At 64.5% G+C, this 17,637-nt stretch carries 18 protein-coding genes; 14 read left to right on the top strand and 4 right to left on the bottom strand.

Annotated features, from left to right (window positions below):
- Positions 1 to 42: 42 nt before the first annotated feature.
- A complete protein-coding gene (gene coaBC, locus AC1DMA_RS12635; RefSeq protein WP_478144394.1) occupies positions 43 to 1,284 on the bottom strand; it encodes a bifunctional phosphopantothenoylcysteine decarboxylase/phosphopantothenate--cysteine ligase CoaBC in 1,242 nt (413 codons plus the stop codon).
- A gap of 190 nt (positions 1,285 to 1,474) precedes the next feature.
- Here coaBC and AC1DMA_RS12630 point away from each other — a divergent pair, with 190 nt between their 5' ends.
- The 7 genes from AC1DMA_RS12630 (at position 1,475) to AC1DMA_RS12600 (ending at position 7,845) form a co-directional block, all read left to right on the top strand.
- A complete protein-coding gene (locus tag AC1DMA_RS12630; RefSeq protein WP_478123829.1) occupies positions 1,475 to 3,145 on the top strand; it encodes a CTP synthase in 1,671 nt (556 codons plus the stop codon).
- Positions 3,142 to 3,999: a 3-deoxy-8-phosphooctulonate synthase gene (kdsA, locus tag AC1DMA_RS12625; protein WP_478144393.1), complete on the top strand. Its 858-nt coding sequence runs from the start codon at positions 3,142 to 3,144 to the stop codon at positions 3,997 to 3,999. The genes AC1DMA_RS12630 and kdsA overlap by 4 nt, the downstream gene beginning before the upstream one ends.
- On the top strand, positions 3,996 to 4,283 hold the full coding sequence (locus AC1DMA_RS12620; RefSeq protein ID WP_478144392.1) for a DUF1330 domain-containing protein: 288 nt from the start codon (positions 3,996 to 3,998) through the stop codon (positions 4,281 to 4,283). Before kdsA ends, AC1DMA_RS12620 begins: the two co-directional genes overlap by 4 nt.
- A 178-nt stretch (positions 4,284 to 4,461) precedes the next feature.
- Positions 4,462 to 5,745, top strand: coding sequence for a phosphopyruvate hydratase (gene eno, locus AC1DMA_RS12615; RefSeq protein WP_478123832.1), 1,284 nt, complete (start codon positions 4,462 to 4,464; stop codon positions 5,743 to 5,745).
- Between the two features lie 75 nt (positions 5,746 to 5,820).
- Positions 5,821 to 6,096 (top strand): cell division protein FtsB, encoded by a 276-nt coding sequence (ftsB, locus tag AC1DMA_RS12610; protein WP_478123833.1) that lies wholly within the window; start codon positions 5,821 to 5,823, stop codon positions 6,094 to 6,096.
- A gap of 23 nt (positions 6,097 to 6,119) precedes the next feature.
- Positions 6,120 to 6,803 carry an AAA family ATPase gene (locus AC1DMA_RS12605; protein ID WP_478144391.1) on the top strand — a complete coding sequence of 228 codons (684 nt, stop codon included), beginning with the start codon at positions 6,120 to 6,122 and terminating at the stop codon, positions 6,801 to 6,803.
- A 49-nt stretch (positions 6,804 to 6,852) separates the two neighbouring features.
- Entirely contained in the window at positions 6,853 to 7,845 is a 993-nt protein-coding gene (locus tag AC1DMA_RS12600) for a hypothetical protein (protein WP_478144390.1), read from the top strand.
- A gap of 1 nt (position 7,846) precedes the next feature.
- Here the strand turns inward: AC1DMA_RS12600 and hslO are convergent, their stop codons facing one another.
- Together hslO and AC1DMA_RS12590 are read right to left on the bottom strand one after the other, a co-directional pair.
- Positions 7,847 to 8,845: an Hsp33 family molecular chaperone HslO gene (gene hslO, locus AC1DMA_RS12595; protein ID WP_478144389.1), complete on the bottom strand. Its 999-nt coding sequence runs from the start codon at positions 8,843 to 8,845 to the stop codon at positions 7,847 to 7,849.
- Between the two features lie 23 nt (positions 8,846 to 8,868).
- Positions 8,869 to 9,393, bottom strand: coding sequence for a gamma carbonic anhydrase family protein (locus AC1DMA_RS12590; protein ID WP_478144388.1), 525 nt, complete (start codon positions 9,391 to 9,393; stop codon positions 8,869 to 8,871).
- 37 nt (positions 9,394 to 9,430) lie between these two features.
- Between AC1DMA_RS12590 and AC1DMA_RS12585 the strand changes: the two genes are divergently transcribed.
- Positions 9,431 to 10,240 carry a ferritin-like domain-containing protein gene (locus tag AC1DMA_RS12585; RefSeq protein ID WP_478144387.1) on the top strand — a complete coding sequence of 270 codons (810 nt, stop codon included), beginning with the start codon at positions 9,431 to 9,433 and terminating at the stop codon, positions 10,238 to 10,240.
- Between the two features lie 3 nt (positions 10,241 to 10,243).
- Here AC1DMA_RS12585 and AC1DMA_RS12580 read toward each other — a convergent pair whose 3' ends face one another.
- Positions 10,244 to 11,038, bottom strand: a complete 795-nt coding sequence (locus tag AC1DMA_RS12580; protein WP_478144386.1) for a TetR/AcrR family transcriptional regulator — start codon at positions 11,036 to 11,038, stop codon at positions 10,244 to 10,246.
- A gap of 171 nt (positions 11,039 to 11,209) precedes the next feature.
- Here AC1DMA_RS12580 and AC1DMA_RS12575 point away from each other — a divergent pair, with 171 nt between their 5' ends.
- The 6 genes from AC1DMA_RS12575 to AC1DMA_RS12550 all read left to right on the top strand — a co-directional run bounded on the left by AC1DMA_RS12575 (position 11,210) and on the right by AC1DMA_RS12550 (position 17,622).
- Complete coding sequence (locus AC1DMA_RS12575; protein WP_478144647.1) at positions 11,210 to 12,076, top strand: fumarylacetoacetate hydrolase family protein; 867 nt, start codon at positions 11,210 to 11,212, stop codon at positions 12,074 to 12,076.
- Positions 12,077 to 12,079: 3 nt separating this feature from the next.
- Positions 12,080 to 12,877, top strand: coding sequence for an alpha/beta fold hydrolase (locus AC1DMA_RS12570; RefSeq protein WP_478123840.1), 798 nt, complete (start codon positions 12,080 to 12,082; stop codon positions 12,875 to 12,877).
- 2 nt (positions 12,878 to 12,879) lie between these two features.
- Positions 12,880 to 14,172 (top strand): metal-dependent hydrolase family protein, encoded by a 1,293-nt coding sequence (locus AC1DMA_RS12565; RefSeq protein WP_478123841.1) that lies wholly within the window; start codon positions 12,880 to 12,882, stop codon positions 14,170 to 14,172.
- Between the two features lie 15 nt (positions 14,173 to 14,187).
- Positions 14,188 to 15,471, top strand: a complete 1,284-nt coding sequence (locus AC1DMA_RS12560; RefSeq protein ID WP_478144385.1) for a metal-dependent hydrolase family protein — start codon at positions 14,188 to 14,190, stop codon at positions 15,469 to 15,471.
- Positions 15,468 to 16,409 carry a branched-chain amino acid ABC transporter permease gene (locus AC1DMA_RS12555; protein WP_478144384.1) on the top strand — a complete coding sequence of 314 codons (942 nt, stop codon included), beginning with the start codon at positions 15,468 to 15,470 and terminating at the stop codon, positions 16,407 to 16,409. The genes AC1DMA_RS12560 and AC1DMA_RS12555 overlap by 4 nt, the downstream gene beginning before the upstream one ends.
- Before the next feature lie 88 nt (positions 16,410 to 16,497).
- Positions 16,498 to 17,622 carry a branched-chain amino acid ABC transporter permease gene (locus AC1DMA_RS12550; RefSeq protein ID WP_478144383.1) on the top strand — a complete coding sequence of 375 codons (1,125 nt, stop codon included), beginning with the start codon at positions 16,498 to 16,500 and terminating at the stop codon, positions 17,620 to 17,622.
- Positions 17,623 to 17,637: the final 15 nt, after the last annotated feature.

Raw genomic sequence — 17,637 nt, 5'->3', positions numbered from 1 at the left:
AGATGCCTTTGGAAGATTTCGGGTGGGTTGGGATGGGTTGATTTACGGATTCTTGCCGGCTGCAGCGTAGCCAGGGAGCCGCGCGGCGATCTCCACCACCAGTTCGCGCGCCAGCGACAGTTTGGGCGCCCTCGGCAGTTCGCGAACACCGTTCGCGTCGACCAGCAGGAGGCTGTTGTCGTCCTGCCCGAAGGTCAGCGGACCGATGTTGCCGACCAGCAGCGGAATGCCCTTGCGCTCTCGCTTGGCCTTTGCATGCTCGAGGAGGTTTTCGCTTTCCGCCGCAAAGCCGACGCAGAAGAGTTCGCCACGCTTGGCCCGTTTGTCCTGCGCGACCGTCAACAGGATGTCTTCGTTCTCGACGAAATGCAGGACGGGCGGCTTGCCGCTGCCGTCCTTCTTGATCTTCTGCGCGCTGTGAGAAGCCGGACGCCAATCGGCCACCRCCGCGGTCGCAACAAAGACCGATGCCGTCGCCACGGAGCGGAGAGTCGCTTCGAGCATTTCCTGCGCGGATTTGACGTCGACACGCTGCACGCCGCGCGGCGTCGGCAGATGGACCGGTCCGGCCACCAAGGTGACTTGGGCGCCGGCATCGCGTGCTGCCCGTGCGATGGCGAAGCCCATTTTTCCGGACGAATGATTGGTGATGCCGCGGATCGGATCGAGTGCCTCGAAAGTCGGCCCGGCGGTGACGACCACGCGCTGGCCCGAGAGCACCTTGGGCTGGAACTGCGCGACGATTTCTTCGAAGAGCTGCTCGGCCTCCAGCATGCGTCCATCGCCCGTTTCGCCGCACGCCTGCCAGCCGTTTCCGACCCCCAGCACACGCGCACCATCGGCGTCCACCTGGCGGAGATTGCGCTGCGTCGCCGGATGGCCCCACATCTCGCGGTTCATCGCCGGCGCGATCAAGAGCGGCACGCGATCCATCGGCCGCGCGAGGCACATCAGGCTCAACAGTTCATCCGAGCGCCCCTGCACTAGCCGCGCGATGAAATCCGCGCTCGCGGGCGCCAGCACGATGGCATCCGCCTCGCGGCTCAAGTTGATGTGCGGCATGTTGTTGAGCTCGCGCGCATCCCACTGCGAGGTATATACAGGCCGCCCCGACAGCGCCTGCATAGTGACCGGCGTGATGAACTGCGTCGCCGCTTCCGTCATCACCACCTGCACCGTCGCGCCCGCCTTCACCAGCAGCCGGCACAGCTCGGCCGACTTGTAGCAGGCGATCCCCCCCGTCAGTCCCAAAACGATGTGTTTGCCCGCAAGTTCGTGTTGCATCAAGGCAGTTTAATGGCTGCCCCGGATGCCGCTGCACCCGATTCGCGAGGGCCGCCGCGCCCGGCCGCCCGAAGCGGCCGGCCGCCCCCGGCAGGGGGTAGGCGAAGCAACACGAAGTGCGCGAAGCCTGGGGGCGAGCCTGCCCTACAATCCCCATTTCCCACTTCCCGGATCTGCATCCGGAGCTGGCATGACCAAATTTGTCTTCGTCACCGGTGGCGTGGTGTCTTCCCTGGGCAAGGGAATCGCTTCCGCCTCGCTCGCCGCCCTTCTTGAATCGCGCGGCCTCCAAGTCACCCTCATCAAGCTCGATCCGTACATCAACGTCGATCCGGGCACGATGTCGCCGTTCCAGCATGGCGAAGTGTTCGTCACGGACGACGGGGCGGAAACCGACCTCGACCTCGGCCACTACGAGCGCTTCATCACGACCCGCATGCGGCGCGCCAACAACTTCACCACCGGCCAGATCTACAAGACCGTGCTCGAAAAAGAGCGTCGCGGAGACTATCTCGGCAAGACGGTGCAGGTCATTCCGCACATCACCAACGAAATCCAGGAATACGTCAAGCGCGGCGCCGGCATCGGTACCGCCCATGAAGTCGACGTCGCGATCGTCGAGATCGGCGGCACGGTCGGCGACATCGAATCCCTGCCCTTCCTCGAAGCCGTGCGCCAGATGAGCCTGCGCATGGGACCGAACAATTCGGCTTTCGTGCACCTGAGCTACGTGCCCTGGATCGCCGCCGCCGGCGAACTCAAGACCAAGCCAACCCAGCACACCGCGCAGAAGCTGCGCGAAATCGGCATCCAGGCCGACGCCCTGCTGTGCCGCGCCGACCGGCCCATTCCCGACGACGAGCGCGCCAAGATCTCGCTCTTCTCGAACGTGCCCGAATGGGGCGTGATCTCGATGTGGGACGTGGACACCATCTACAAGGTGCCGCGCATGCTTCACGAGCAGGGTCTGGACGGCCTCATCTGCGACAAGCTGCGCATCAACACGCCGCCGGCCAAGCTCAAGCGCTGGGACGACCTCGTGTATGAGGTCGAGCATCCGCAGAAGGAAGTCACCATTGCAATGGTCGGCAAATACGTGGACCTCTCCGACAGCTACAAGTCGCTGAATGAAGCGCTGCGCCATGCGGGCATGAAGAACCATGCGCGCGTGAAGATCGACTACGTCGACTCCGAAACCATCACGCCGCAGGACGTTGCGCGGCTCGCCAAGTACGACGCGATCCTGGTGCCCGGCGGATTCGGCCAGCGCGGCGTCGAAGGCAAGATTGCCGCCGCGCGTTTCGCACGCGAAACCAAGGTTCCGTACCTGGGCATCTGCCTCGGCATGCAGGTGGCGACGATCGAATATGCCCGCAACGTGGCCGGCCTCAAGAACGCCAACAGCACCGAATTCGAGCCCGACACGCCCTGCCCCGTGATCGCGCTGATCACCGAATGGAAGGACGCGGACGGCACCGTCAAGGTCCGCAACGAGAAGTCCGATCTCGGCGGCACGATGCGCCTCGGCGCGCAGAGCTCCGACGTGGCGCCCGGCACCTTGGCGCACAGCATCTACGGCGACGTCGTGACCGAGCGCCACCGCCATCGCTACGAAGCCAACGTCAACTACCTCGACGAACTGCGCCGTGCCGGCCTGGTGATCTCGGCCCTCACCCAGCGCGAGCACCTGACTGAAATCGTCGAACTGCCGCAAGGCGTGCATCCGTGGTTCATGGGTGTGCAATTCCACCCCGAATTCAAGTCCACGCCATGGAGCGGCCATCCGTTGTTCAACGCGTTCATCAAGGCCGCGCTGGAACACCAGAATGCGGACAAGAAGGCTTTGAAGGTGGTGGCATGAAGCTTTGCGGGTTCGACATCGGGCTGGATAGAAGGTTTTTCCTGATCGCGGGCCCGTGCGTGGTCGAGTCCGAGCAGCTCCAGATGGACACCGCCGGCACGCTGAAGGAAATCACCTCGTCGCTGGGCATTCCCTTCATCTTCAAGAGCAGCTTCGACAAGGCCAATCGCTCGTCGGGCACGAGCTTTCGCGGTCCGGGCCGGGAGCGCGGCCTGGAGATCCTCGCGAAGGTCAAGCGCGAACTGGGCCTGCCGGTGCTGACGGACGTGCACACCGAAGACGACATCACCGCCGCCGCTGCAGTGGTCGATGTGCTACAGACCCCCGCCTTCCTGTGCCGCCAGACCGACTTCATCCGCGCCGCGGCGCAATCGGGCAAGCCGGTGAACATCAAGAAGGGCCAGTTCCTCGCGCCGCACGACATGAAGAACGTGATCGACAAGGCGCGTGCGGCGGCCAAGGAAAAGGGCTTGCCCGAAGACATCTTCATGGCTTGCGAGCGGGGTGCGAGCTTCGGCTACAACAACCTCGTTTCCGATATGCGCTCGCTCGCGATCATGCGCGAGACCGGCGCGCCGGTTGTCTTTGATGCCACGCACTCCGTGCAGTTGCCCGGCGGCCAGGGAACCACTTCCGGCGGACAACGCGAGATGGTGCCCGTGTTGTCGCGTGCCGCAGTGGCGGTGGGTGTGGCCGGCCTGTTCATGGAAACCCATCCAGACCCTGCCAAGGCACTGAGCGACGGCCCCAACGCCGTGCCTCTCAAGCACATGAAGGCGCTGCTCGAAACGCTGGTCGCGCTCGACACCGTTACCAAGAAGAACCCATTCCTCGAGGATACTTTTCAAGCATGAGCGCCTACATCATCGCCAACGTCCAGGTCACCAATCCGACGCAGTACGAGGATTACAAGAAGTGGTCCTCGGAAGCCATGAAGGCGCACGGCGCCGAAGTCTGCGTGCGCGGCGGCAAGGTCGAAGTGCTCGAAGGCGACTGGCATCCCGAGCGCATCGTGATCCTCAAGTTTCCCAACGTGGAGGCCGCGAAGAAATTCAATGATTCGCCCGAATACAGCAAGGCGCGTGCTTCGCGCCAGGGTGCCGCGGTCATGCGAATGATCGTCGTCGAAGGTATTTAATAAGCTGACCCCCAGGTTGGCTCACTTCGTGTAGCCGCCCACCCCCTTTCAGGGGGCGATACCAGCAGCCCGGCGAAGCCGGTTCTGCGGTATCCCTGGGATGAGACTGTGCATGTTTTGATCGCTGCATGTTTTGATCGCTGAGTGATTACAAGGTTTTTTTCGGAGCAAGAGAACAATGAGTGCAATCGTAGACATCGTCGGGCGCGAAATCCTCGACAGCCGCGGCAACCCCACCGTCGAATGCGACGTGTTGCTCGAATCGGGCACCATGGGCCGCGCGGCCGTGCCTTCGGGCGCTTCGACCGGGTCGCGCGAAGCGATCGAACTGCGTGACGGCGACAAGAGCCGCTATCTCGGCAAGGGCGTGCTCAAGGCGGTCGAGAACATCAACACCGAGATTTCGGAATCGGTGCTCGGCCTGGACGCCAGCGAACAGGCTTTCCTGGACCGCACGCTGAACGACCTGGACGGTACGGACAACAAGGCCCGCCTGGGCGCGAACGCCACGCTGGCCGTGTCGATGGCCGTGGCCCGTGCGGCCGCCGAAGAGTCGGGCCTGCCGCTCTATCGCTACTTCGGCGGCATGGGCGGCATGCAGTTGCCGGTGCCGATGATGAACGTCATCAACGGCGGCGCGCATGCCAACAACAGTCTCGATCTGCAGGAGTTCATGATCATCCCCGTGGGCGCGACGAGCTTCCGCGAGGCCGTGCGCTATGGCGCCGAAGTGTTCCACGCGCTCAAGAAGATCCTCGGCGACCGCGGGATCAGCACGGCGGTGGGCGACGAAGGCGGATTCGCGCCGAGCGTCGAAAGCCATGAAGCCGCGATCCAGTTGATCCTCGAAGCCATCGACAAGGCCGGCTACACCGCCGGGGAACAGATTGCCCTGGGCCTGGACTGCGCCGCCAGCGAGTTCTACAAGGACGGCAAGTACGTCCTCTCCGGCGAAAACCTCAGCCTCTCCGCCGAAAGCTGGACCGACATGCTGGCGACCTGGGTCGACAAGTACCCGATCATCAGCATCGAAGACGGCATGCACGAAGGCGATTGGGACGGCTGGAAGCACCTGACCGAGCGCCTCGGCAAGCGCGTGCAGCTGGTCGGCGACGATCTCTTCGTGACCAACACGAAGATCCTGCAGGAAGGCATCGACAAGGGCATCGCCAATTCGATCCTGATCAAGATCAACCAGATCGGCACGCTGACCGAAACTTTCGCCGCCATCGAAATGGCCAAGCGCGCGGGCTACACCGCGGTCATCAGCCACCGCTCGGGCGAAACCGAAGACAGCACCATCGCGGACATCGCGGTCGGCACCAACGCCGGTCAGATCAAGACGGGTTCGCTGTCGCGCTCGGACCGCATCGCCAAGTACAACCAGTTGCTGCGCATCGAGGAAGACCTCGGCGACGTCGCGAGCTACCCCGGCCGTGCGGCCTTCTACAACCTGAAATGAAGCTCGCCCCCAGAGTCACTGATCCAGCGGCCCTGGGGTCGGTGAAGTCCGCCTGAAGGCGTACCGGCCATTCCCATGCGCTCACGCATCGTCCCGATCATCCTTGTCCTGTTGCTGCTGATTGTTCAATGGCAGCTTTGGACCGGGCGCGGCAGCGTCCGCGACGTGGCGCAACTTCAAGAGAAGCTGACCCAGCAAAAAGAGGCCAACGCCCGCGCCGCGCTCGCCAATGAGCGGCTGGCGAACGAAGTCAACGATCTCAAGGAGGGGCTGGAAATGGTCGAAGAGCGCGCCCGCCAGGAGTTGGGCATGGTCAAGCCCAACGAAGTGTTCGTGCAGATCACGCACTGAATGGCTTCAAGCTCGGCGGCAACGTGACGCCCGCTCTCCCCATTGGCTGTGTCATCGCGGTTCTGGGTGCGCAAGGCACCGGCAAGACCCAGCTCGCAAGTGCTCTCACCGCGCGCCTCGTGCAGCGCGGCATCGCCGCCGAACTCGTGCCCGACGTTTCGCTCGAATGGCGGACGCGCCTCGCGCGTGAACCGGACGATGTCGAGCGGGCCGAAATGGCCGCTGAACAAGCGTTTCGCATCGCATCGGCGGCTGAACAGGGCGTGGTCGTCGCAGACACCACCGCCCTGACCACGGCGGTCGAAGGCGAAGTGCGATCGGAGCGGTCGGGCCCCTCGAACGAGAACTCCCTGTATCAACTGGCACTGGCCGCACACCGCGGCTATGCCGTCACGCTGCTGATGGCGCTCGACTTGCCACGCCCGGAAGACCCTGCGACGGATGATCGGGCGCAAAGGACCGATGCCCTGTTGCGAGCCACCCTCACGCGCGCTGACTCACCTTTCGCCGTCATCCATGGCCATGGCCCGGAGCGTCTTGCCAGCGCATGGAACGCGATCAATTCCCGTGCCGAATCGGCGGGCGTATCGTCCACCTCAGGCCGATCGGCCAACGGCGAGAGGCCCTGGTTCTGGCCTTGCGACAAATGCTCCGATCCTGCTTGCGAACACCGGCTGTTTCGCGATCTCCTGGCCAAGCGCTCTTAGAGTTCACGGCGCACCCCGGGTCCCCACCTCATTCACGATCAAAGACCAGATGGCAAGTTCGTTGCACTCCAGAGCCTTTGCCGCCGCCGGCTTTCTCATCACTCTGGCTTGTTCCTTCGGGGCAGCCTGGGCGGCGCCAGCCAGCGTCATCGTCGAAAACCAGACGCGCCCCACGGCCTGCGCCGAGGAAGACAACGTCTCCCTGACGCTTCGGGGCGAAGGCATCCGGCGATTCCGGGTCGAAGCGCTGCAGCCGGCGTATGTCAATTCGATCAAGGGTGACGTCACCGCACCGGATTTCTCCGGCTGCAACTTCGACGGCGGCGCGCATCCGACGGATCCAAGCTTCGCATTCAAGCAGCGTCGCGTCGTGCTTCATGACGGCAAGCAATGGACGATCGTCGGAATGACCCTGCCGACCTTCTGGCGCCCCAACCGGGTGCCGGTCAAGGTGGGTGCGCACTCGGGCGACGATTTCCACCTGATCCAGATCTTCGCCAAAGACAAAGCAAAAGGTCACGGTAGCAAACCGATGGAGGCGCTGGTGCTCTATCCCGCCGACGGCTACTGGCGCCTCAAGCCGCTGCCGCTGCCCGGATTTGGCGATGGCGTTTACGGATCGTCTTTCCTGATGGGGCCGGTCGAGCACGACGGCCGCCCCGTGGTGAACATCGCCTCCATCACGATCCAGCCGCATCCCTTGTCGATTCACCTTCGTTTCGCGGATGGCGGCAGCGCGGTGGTCAAGGTTGCCGAGATCAGCCAGAAGCGCACCGCGCTCGACGTGACGCTTCAACCGCCGACCCAGGCGACGCGGCCATTCGCGGTGCTGCGATCGATGTATGTGGCGGCCGACAACGCCGACATGAGCGACATCGAGTGGCAAGCGAGCCGGTCAGCCGACCCGCAGAAGACGCCACTGCAGCAGGTCACGACGCTGCAGGCCGCACAAGTCCGCTTCGGACGAACGATTCCATCGCGTCACAACACCAGCGCACCCGACATCCGGTTCAGCGGATTCGAGACATCGCCGCGCGACTGATCTACTGCACGATGGCCGTGCCGGGCATCTGGTCGCCCGGCGCCGTGAAGATCTGCGCGGCATCGACCGCATCGAAACGGTATTGCTTGCCGCAGAAGTCGCAACCGACCTCGATGTCGCCGCGCTCGGCGAGGATGCTCTCGGCCTCGTCTTGACCGAGCCCACGGATCATTCCCTCCACGCGAGCGCGTCCGCAGGTGCACGCAAAATGCGGCCCCAGCATTCCGGATTGCGGCTCAAAGCGCAGGACCTTTTCTTCCCAGAACAGGCGGCGAAGAATGGTGTCGACGTCCAGCGTCAGCAGTTCGTCGCGCGTGAGGCTCGAAGCAAGGATCGAAATCCGGTTGTAGTCCTCGTTGAAACCGATCTGGTCCTGCTGGGCCTGGTCCTGATTGCCCTTCGCGGTGCCTTCGAGATTGGCCTCGCCCTTGACGGGCAGGCGCTGGATCAGCAAGCCCGCCGCCACCTTGTCGTCGGCCGCCAGCACGAGCGTGGTGTCGAGCTGTTCGCTCTGCAACATGTAGTGCTGCAGCACGTCGCTCAGGCGATCGAGCTTCTGACCCTCGTCACCGACGAGCGGCACCACACCCTGGTACGCCTGCTGGCCCGGGAGCTTGTCCTTGGGGTCGAGCGTGATCGCGCATCGCCCCTTGCTGTGCACGTTGACCATGTCAGGGAGCCGTGCGTCGGCGGACAGCTCGCCAGTCACCTTGGCGGTGGCGCGCAGGCTGAGATCCGGCTTGACCTCCGCGACGGCGATCTTGACCGGGCCGTCACCGAAGATCTGCAGGATCAACGCGCCGTTGAACTTGATGTTGGACTGCATCAGCGTGGCCGCGGCCGTCATCTCGCCGAGGAGCTCAGCCACGGGCGCCGGATACGCGCCTGTCGCCGTATTGGACGCGCGGCGCGCCAGGATTTCCTGCCAGGCATCCGTCAGGCGCACGATCATCCCGCGCACCGGCAGGCCGTCGAACAGGAACTTGTGCAACTCGCTCAATTGGAACTCGCTCTCCCGCCGCTTCAGGCGATTTTCTTGAGGCCCTTCGCAAAGCGACGGCCGTTTTCCACATAGTGCTCGGCGCTCTGCCGCAGCTTGGCGGCAGCCGCATCGTCGAGCGTGCGAACCACCTTGGCGGGCGAGCCGATGATGAGCGAGTTGTCCGGGAATTCCTTGCCCTCGGTCACGACACTGCCGGCGCCAACGATCGAATTGCGGCCGATCCTGGCGTTATTCAAGATCACCGCCTGAATCCCGACCAGCGAGTTGTCGCCGATGGTGCAGCCGTGCAGCATGACCTGATGGCCGACTGTGACGTTTTCGCCGATGGTCAGCGGGCAGCCGTGGTCGGCATGGAGCACCGACAGGTCCTGCACATTGCTGTTGCGACCGATGCCGAGCGATTCGGTGTCCCCGCGCAGCACCGCGCCGAACCAGACGCTCGCGTTTTCCGCGAGCACGACATTGCCGATCACCTGCGCGCTGTCGGCGACCCAGGCGCCTTCGCCAAGCTGCGGCGCCACGCCGTCGAGTTCATACAAGGCCATCGCGGAGTCTCCAAGGTCAAAAACTAGAATTGTAGGGATGCACCCCCGCCTTCGCGCTCTGGCAGCGCTTCGCCTGACCGATCCCGAACAGAAGGTGGTGGCTGCGCGCGCGGTCTTCGCGCAACTCGGTGCGCCAGGCGCTCACGCCCTCGCCACGCCCGTGCGACAGCCCGGTGACGAAGCCGGCGTCCCCGGCCGTCCGGAGCGACCGCTGCGCGTGTCCGCCACCGCCGTCGAAAAGCGCTCGCCCTTCACGCCCGAAGGCCGCGCCGCGCTGATCCACTCGATCTGCCACATCGAGTTCAACGCGATCAATCTCGCGCTCGATGCCGCGTGGCGCTACGACGGCATGCCCGAGGCCTACTACAGCGACTGGCTGCGGGTGGCCGACGAGGAAGCACAGCATTTCACACTGCTGCACGATCACCTGCGTGGCATGGGCTACAGCTACGGCGACTTCAGCGGCCATGACGGCCTCTGGAACATGTGCGAGAAGACCAAGGACGATGTGGTCGCGCGCATGGCCCTGGTACCGCGTACGCTCGAAGCCCGCGGCCTCGACGCGACGCCGTTGATCCAGGCCAAGCTGCGCCGCGTCAACACGCCCGATGCGTTGGAGGCGTGCGCCATCCTCGACATCATCCTGCGCGACGAGGTAGGGCATGTGGCAATCGGCAATCGCTGGTACCGCTGGCTGTGCACACGCGATGCGCTCGATCCGGTCTTGCACTATCGCCTGCTCTATCGCCGGCACGAGGCGCCGCGTCTGAAGGCGCCGTTCAACATGGATGCGCGCGCCCGCGCCGGCTTTACCGAAGAAGAGTTGCAGGCGCTTGCACAGGCCTGACGGTCATTCGGCGATCCTCGCTTGGCCGCGTGACGACCCGCGTGGCGACTTCGGCTTTTTTACGGCGGGACTTCGGTCAGAAACGCCGTTCCGCTTTGCTGCCACAGCCGAGCGGGCCGCACCGGCCGCGCCATTGGAACGCACGACTCGCGGCGGCGCCTTCTGCGCGGACTCGCGCAACGCGGCGTCGATCAGCGCGTCGGCCATCCACAGCGCAGTGCGCTCGACCTCGCGGTCGCGCAGCCCCCAGATGTCCTTCAGGATCACATAAGGCTCGATGCCATAGACCACTGACAGCGCGCGATGCAGCCTGTCTCTCACGACCGGGCGCAACTGCGGTGCAAGCGGCGCAATCGCATGTTCGAGGATGCGCACGCGATGGCCTCGCCGGTAGGGTTCTTCTTCGAGAAGGCCGGCGCGCTCCAACCCCCACTGCTCCAGCGAGAGCTGCGCGGCAGCACGCAACTGCGCCTCGAATTCCTTGAAGCGTGGAAAAGTCTGCAGGAAGAGTTCGTGGACGCGCTCGCGCCCGGTCGGGATGTCCGAAGCCAGCTTTCTGACCGGCCCGAGCGAACTGTCGATCACGGCGGTGACCAGCGCGCTGCGGCTCGGGAAGTAACGGTAGGCCGTGGCGCGCGACACTTTCGAGCGCGCTGCCGCTTCCGCGACCGAAGGAATGTGTCCGCTCTGCTGGATGATGTCCATCGCTGCGCCGAGCAGCAACTTGAAGGTAGCGGCCTTGACGCCGCGTTCCGGCGGGACGGGGGGTTCACTCAGCTTGTGTTTCAGGCGAGCCATGGGGTTTATACGGGTTCTAGGGGGCCTGACTTGGCTTGTGTGTGTCCGAGGACGGATCGTATGATGCACCGATCCCGTTTTGAGACGCAAGTCTCAAAAACGCAGGTTCCCTGATCTTCGCGGCAAAGAGCGCAAGGCTTGAGCAACGCGAGACAACCCGGAGACAACGGCATGCGCTTGGCCAGCTGGAGTTGGGGTGGACGCGAGCACGTCGGCACGATCTCGGCCGACGGTCGCGAAGCCGCGCCGCTTGCGGTGCGCGATGCTTCCGCGGGCGTCTTGCCGCTCATCCAGGCGCTGGACCGCGGCGAACCGCTCCCGCAGCCGTCGGGCACGCGTCTGCCGATCGAGGTCATCACGCTGCGCGCCCCACTGCCACGCCCCTTGCGCAGCCTGTTCTGCGTCGGACGCAACTACCGGGCGCATGCGAAGGAGCTTGCCGGCACAGTCTTCCGCGAATCGATGCCCGCGAGCGATCCCTGGCCGATCGTCTTCGGCAAGCTCGGTGAATGCGTGATCGGGCCTCGCGATGCAGTGCGGCTGCCCTCGCCTTCCACCACCGTGCAGGTCGACTACGAATCCGAGCTCGCCGTCGTGATCGGCCGCGGTGGGCGCGACATCGCACGATCCCGCGCCATGGATCACGTGTTCGGCTACACCGTCGTCAATGACGTGACGGCACGCGACGTGCAGATGCGTCACCAGCAATGGGACCTGGGCAAGAGCTTCGACGACTTCTGTCCGATGGGCCCATGGATCGTGACCGCGGATCAAGTCGACGGCCGCGCGACCCGGGTGCGAGGCTGGGTCAACGGCGAACTGCGGCAGGACGGATTGACGAAGGACATGATCTTCGACATCCCCACGCTCATCGAAACCTGCTCGCGCGGGATCACGCTCTATCCCGGCGACGTGATCGCCACGGGCACCCCTGCCGGCGTCGGCATGGGCCTCGATCCACCACGTTGGTTGAAATCGGGCGACGTGGTGCGCATCGAAATCGACGGCATTGGCGTCATTGAAAACAGATTCGAGTAAGCCATGGCATTTCAACTGATCGATCGAATCGCAGTCGAGGAAGAAGGTGAAGGCCCCGCCATCGTCTGCGTACACGGCCTGGGCGGCAGCGGCAACACCTTCACGCCGCTGATGCCCGCGATGGCCCGGCACCGTGTGATTCGCGTGGACCTGCCCGGCAGCGGGCGCTCGCAGCGTGCCGAGGGCGAGCTGACGATCGAGCGCTATGTCGAAACGCTGTTGCGCCTTTGCGAGCGGCTCGGTGTCTCCCGTGCCCACTGGATCGGACATTCGATGGGCACCATCGTCTGCCAGCACATCGCAGCCGATCATCCCGGGAAGGTGGCGAGCATCGCGCTCTTCGGTCCGCTGATCGCACCACCCGATGCCGCACGCACCGCAATGAAGGCTCGCGCCTTGAAGGCACGCGAAGGCGCGGCCGGCATGCAGGAGATCACCCAGGCATTGCTGCAGGGCGCGATCTCCGCCGACACGCGCGAGCGCCTTCCCGTCGCCGTCGCCTTCGTGCGCGAAAGCCTGATGCGCCAGGACGGCGAAGCCTACGCGCGCAGTTGCGAGGCTCTGGCAGGCGCGCAGGCGGCGGCGGTCGAGCGCATCGAAGCGCCCGTGCTGCTGGTGACCGGGGACGAAGACGGCGTCGCACCGCCGCAATCCGTCAGGGCCATGGCCGACAAGCTGCACCGTGCAGCCAGCAAGCGCGTGGTAGTGCTGCCGCGCTGCGGCCACTGGACACCCATCGAACGCCATGAGGAATGCCAACGCGAGTTGCGCGACTTCCTGGCGGCACAAGCGAGGACCTGAACATGGCCGATGTGATGTTCACCAATGTGCGCATCTTCGATGGGGGCGGCGAAGCGCCCTTCACCGGGGATGTGCTGGTGCAGGGCAACCGTATCGCACGTGTCGTGCGGACCGGCTATGGCATGCAATCCGCGCCGGTCACCGGAGCGCGCGTGATCGATGGCGCGGGCGCCTTCCTGATGCCCGGCATGGTCGAGGCCCACACGCATTTCTCATGGAACGACCAGCCTAGCCTGGATGCAATCCAGCGCATGCCGCCTGAGGAACACATCCTGTGGTGCGCCGAAGTCGCCAAGCGCTATCTCGACATGGGCTGGACCAGTTGCGTCGGCGCAGCGACCGCCAAGCCGCGCCTGGATGTCGTGATCCGCAACGCAATTGCCGACGGCACCATCATCGGCCCGCGCTACCTGGCCGCGAGCCAGGAGATCACCGTCCCTGGTGGCTTGGGCGACACCACGCAGCCGCACCTGCCGCAGCCCGAATTCGCATTCGGCGCAGTGGTCAGTGGGGTCGAGGAGATGCGGCGCTGCGTGCGCATGTTCGTCAAGTACGGCGTCGATTCGCTCAAGATCAATTTGTCGGGCGAATCGATCACCGGCATGCCCAGCGAGATGAGCCAGTTCACCGAAGAGGAGATCGCCGTCTGCGTGCAGGAGGCCAAGGCATGGGGTCGGCGCGTCGCGGCGCATGCGCGCTCCACATGGTCGATCAAGCAGTGCGTCAAGCAGGGCATTGAAGTCATCTACCACGCGAGCTTCACCGACGAGGAAGCGCTCGACATGCTTGAAGCGCACAAGTTCGAGCACTTCATCGCGCCAGGATTGGCATGGCTCATCAACACCTGCCATCACGCGAGCGAATGGGGCCTCACGCCCGAAGTCACCCGCAAGATGGGCTATCACCGGGAACTCGAAGCAGCGGTCGAAAGCATGCGCGCGATGCGCAAGCGCGGCATCCGCATCCTGCCGGGCGGCGACTATGGCTTTGCGTGGACACCGCACGGCACCAACGCGAAGGACCTGGAGTACTTCGTCAAGTATGTGGGCATGAGCACCATGGAAGCGCTGCTGTCAGCCACCGCATGGGGCGGTCCGATGATGCGCATGGGCAAAGTGCTCGGCTACATCCGCGAAGGCTATCTCGCGGACATCCTCCTCATCGACGGCGACCCGCTTGCGGACATCACGGTGCTGCAGGACAAGGCGCGCATCCTGGCCGTGATGAAAGATGGTGAGTTTCATCGCGCTCCGCCCGTGCGACGCTCGCACACCACGCGCTGGGCAACTGCTTGAACACAGGAGAAGATCATGGCTGACGTCGTCTTCACTAACGTTCGAATCATCGACGGCACGGGGCAGACCCCCTTCAACGGCAGCGTGCTGGTGCGTGGAAATCGCATCCGCCAGGTGGGGCGCAGCACGGCACCGATCGCACCCAGTGGTGCGATGGTCGTCGACGCCGCGGGCGCCACGCTGATGCCGGGCATGTGCGAGGCGCACACGCACTTTTCGTGGAATGACGCGGCCACCCTCTCCGCCATCCAGCGCATGCCGCTCGAAGAGCACGTGCTCTGGTGCGCCAAGGTGGCAAGCCGGTATCTGCAGGCGGGTTTCACGTCCTGCGTCGGCGCCGCCTGCGCCAAGCCTCGCTTGGATGTGGTGATCCGCAACGCCATCGCTGCCGGCCAGATTCCGGGGCCGCGCTATCTTGCGGCCAGCCAGGAGATCACGGTGCCCGGCGGACTCGGCGACGAGACCTTGCCGCATCTGCCCTTTCCTGAGTTCAGTTTCGGTGTCAACGTCAACTCCGCGGACGAGATGCGCAAGGTGGTGCGGATGTTCCTCAAGTACGGTGTCGACTCGATCAAGCTCAATCTCTCGGGCGACAACTTCACGCCGGATTCGCCGGCCGAGACCACCTGGATGAGCGACGCCGAGGTCGATGCGGCCATGACCGAAGTGCGCGTGCGCGGAAAGCGCGGCACGGCGCACGCGCGCTCAGCCGCATCGGTCAAGCAGGCGCTGCGGCACGGCATCGACGTGATCTATCACGCAAGCTTCACGGACGAGGAAACGCTCGACATGCTCGAAGCCGCGAAGGACCGCGTCTTCGTCGCACCTGGCATTGCCATCATCTACGCGATGCTGCACGAAGCCGAGGCCTACGGCATCACCTACGAGAAGGCCTGCGCAATGGGCTACCAGATCGAATGGGATGCCGCCATCGAGTCGCTCAAGGCCATGCACCGGCGCGGCGTGCGCATCCTCCCGGGCGGCGACTACGGATTTGCCTTCACGCCCCATTGCCAGAACGCGCGCGACATGGAGTTCTTCGTCAAGTATCTCGGCTTCACGCCGATGGAGGCAATCCGCTCGGCCACACTCTACGGCGGGCAGATCATGATGCGCGCCAACGAACTCGGCACAATCCAGGACGGCTACCTCGCCGACATGCTGCTGGTGGATGGCGATCCGCTCGCCAATCTCTCGATCCTGCGTGACCCAAAGCGCATCCTGGCCGTGATGAAGGACGGGGAGTTCGCCAAGGCGCCGGAGTTCAGCGCGCAGCGCCTGTGGGAGCGCGCCGCATGAAACGCAGCCAGTGGGTGCCGTTGCTCGTGTTCGGCATCCCGGTCGCCGTGTTCGCAATCTGGGCGGTCACGGACAACGCATCGCTCTTCTTCAAGACATTGCTCAACGGGCTCACGCTGGCTTCACTCTACTTTCTGGTCGCGAGCGGCTTCACGCTCGTGTTCGGGCTGATGCGCAACGTCAATCTGGCGCATGGCTCGCTCTATCTGATCGGTGCCTACGTCGGATGGGTCGTCGGCGAACACACGGGCTCCTGGGTGCTCGCGGTCGTTGCCGGCTTTCTCTCGGCAGCGGTGCTGGGGCTGCTGATGCAGGTGCTGATCTTCCGGCACATGCAGGGCCAGGACTTGCGGCAGACGCTGGTGACCATCGGCCTTTCGATCGTGATGGCCGACGTCGCGCTCTGGATCTGGGGCGCGGAGATCTACACCTTCGATCCTCCGGCGTGGATCTACGGTTCGACCACGCTGCCGCTGGTGAACAAGTTCCCGACCTATCGTCTGATGGTGCTGCTGGCTTCCATCGTGATCGGCGTCGGCCTGTGGCTGCTGCTCGCACGCACGCGCATCGGCATGATGATCCGCGCCGGTGTGGATGACCGCGGGATGCTCGCGGCATCGGGCGTGAACGTCCAACGCGTGTTTGCGCTGACCTTTGCCATCGGTGCGGGGCTGGCCGGGCTCGCCGGCGTGGTCGGCGGCACCGCGCTTTCAATCTCGCCAGGAGAGGACACGCGTTACCTGCTCGCATCCCTGGTGGTGGTGATCGTCGGCGGCATGGGCAGCGTGGTCGGTGCGGCGATTGGCGCACTGCTCATTGGCTTGGCAGAGCAATTCGGGCTGGCGTACGCGCCGACGTACAGCGTGGTGTTCACCTTCGTGATCATGGTCGTCGCCCTGGCCTTCAAGCCGCGCGGGCTGATGGGGAGAAACGCATGAGCGCCGCGCCGGGCGGTCCCAAGCAAGCTCGCACCGCAGTGCGCAGCACGGAGGTTACGTAATGAGCGCAGCGCAATGGCGACGGGCCATGAACTCATCGGCTGCGGCGGCTGGCGTCGCGCGGCGCGGTGGTGAGACGGGCAGGCTTCATCCGGTTGCAACGGCGCCGACCGCCACGGGCCTGGCCACAAGCGCGCCATCTCAGCGCTGGCGTTCCGCGTGGCGGGCGGTGCACTGGTATCACGTGGTGGTGCTGGCCTTTGTGCTCGTCTATCCCTTCGTTGCTTCGCCTTTCTTCACCTTCCAGATCGGCGCGCAATCGCTCGCACTCGGGCTCATCGCACTGTCGCTCACCTTCCTGGGCGGCTATGGCGGAATGGTTTCGCTCGCGCAGATGACGATCGCGGGCTTCGCGGCCTACATGCTTGCGATCTTCGGCAGCAGCAGCAACATCGCGATCAGCCTCGGCTGGCCATGGTGGCTGGCACTCATGATTGCCGTTGCACTGGCCACGATCTTCGCCGCCGGTATCGGGTGGCTTTCGGTGCGCACCGAAGGCATCTACACGATCATGATCACGCTCGCGGTCGGCGTCGCCTTCTTCTATCTCGCGCAGCAGAACTACACGATGTTCAACGGCTTCCAGGGCTTCAGCAAGCTCGGGCCGCCGACCGTGTTCGGGCTGGACCTGCACGAGCCGGTCCCCTTCTACTTCCTGGTGCTGGCCTGCACGCTCGCGGGCTACTTCTGGGTCAAGTATCTGATTCGCGCGCCCTTCGGCATTGCGCTGCAAGGTATTCGAGACAACCCGCGCCGCATGGCGGCGCTGGGCTACAACGTCACCGCGCACCGAGTCGCCGCGTATGCCGTCGCGGGGCTCCTGGCTGCGGTCGGCGGGGTGCTGATGGTCTGGTACAACGGCCGCATCTCGCCCGGCACCATCGGTACCGGCGCGATGATCAACATCCTCATCATTGCCGTGCTCGGCGGCATGAAGCACCCGATCGGTGCCTTCGTCGGTGCGATTGTCTTCGTGCTGCTGCAGAACTTCGCCATCGACCTCGTCGATCGCGAACGCTTCAATCTCGTGATCGGCGGCGTCTTCCTCGCGATCGTCCTGTTTTCCCCCGACGGGCTTCTGGGCTTGTGGCAGAGCCGCACACGCCTGGCCCGCCTTTTCACCCAGCGCGGCCGGAGCCGCATTCATCAATGACAACCAGGAGCGAGA

Source organism: Variovorax sp. 05N34, from assembly GCF_056397405.1.
Note: the sequence above shows the minus strand (reverse complement) of the source record. Positions and strands in the feature narration are given on the sequence as shown.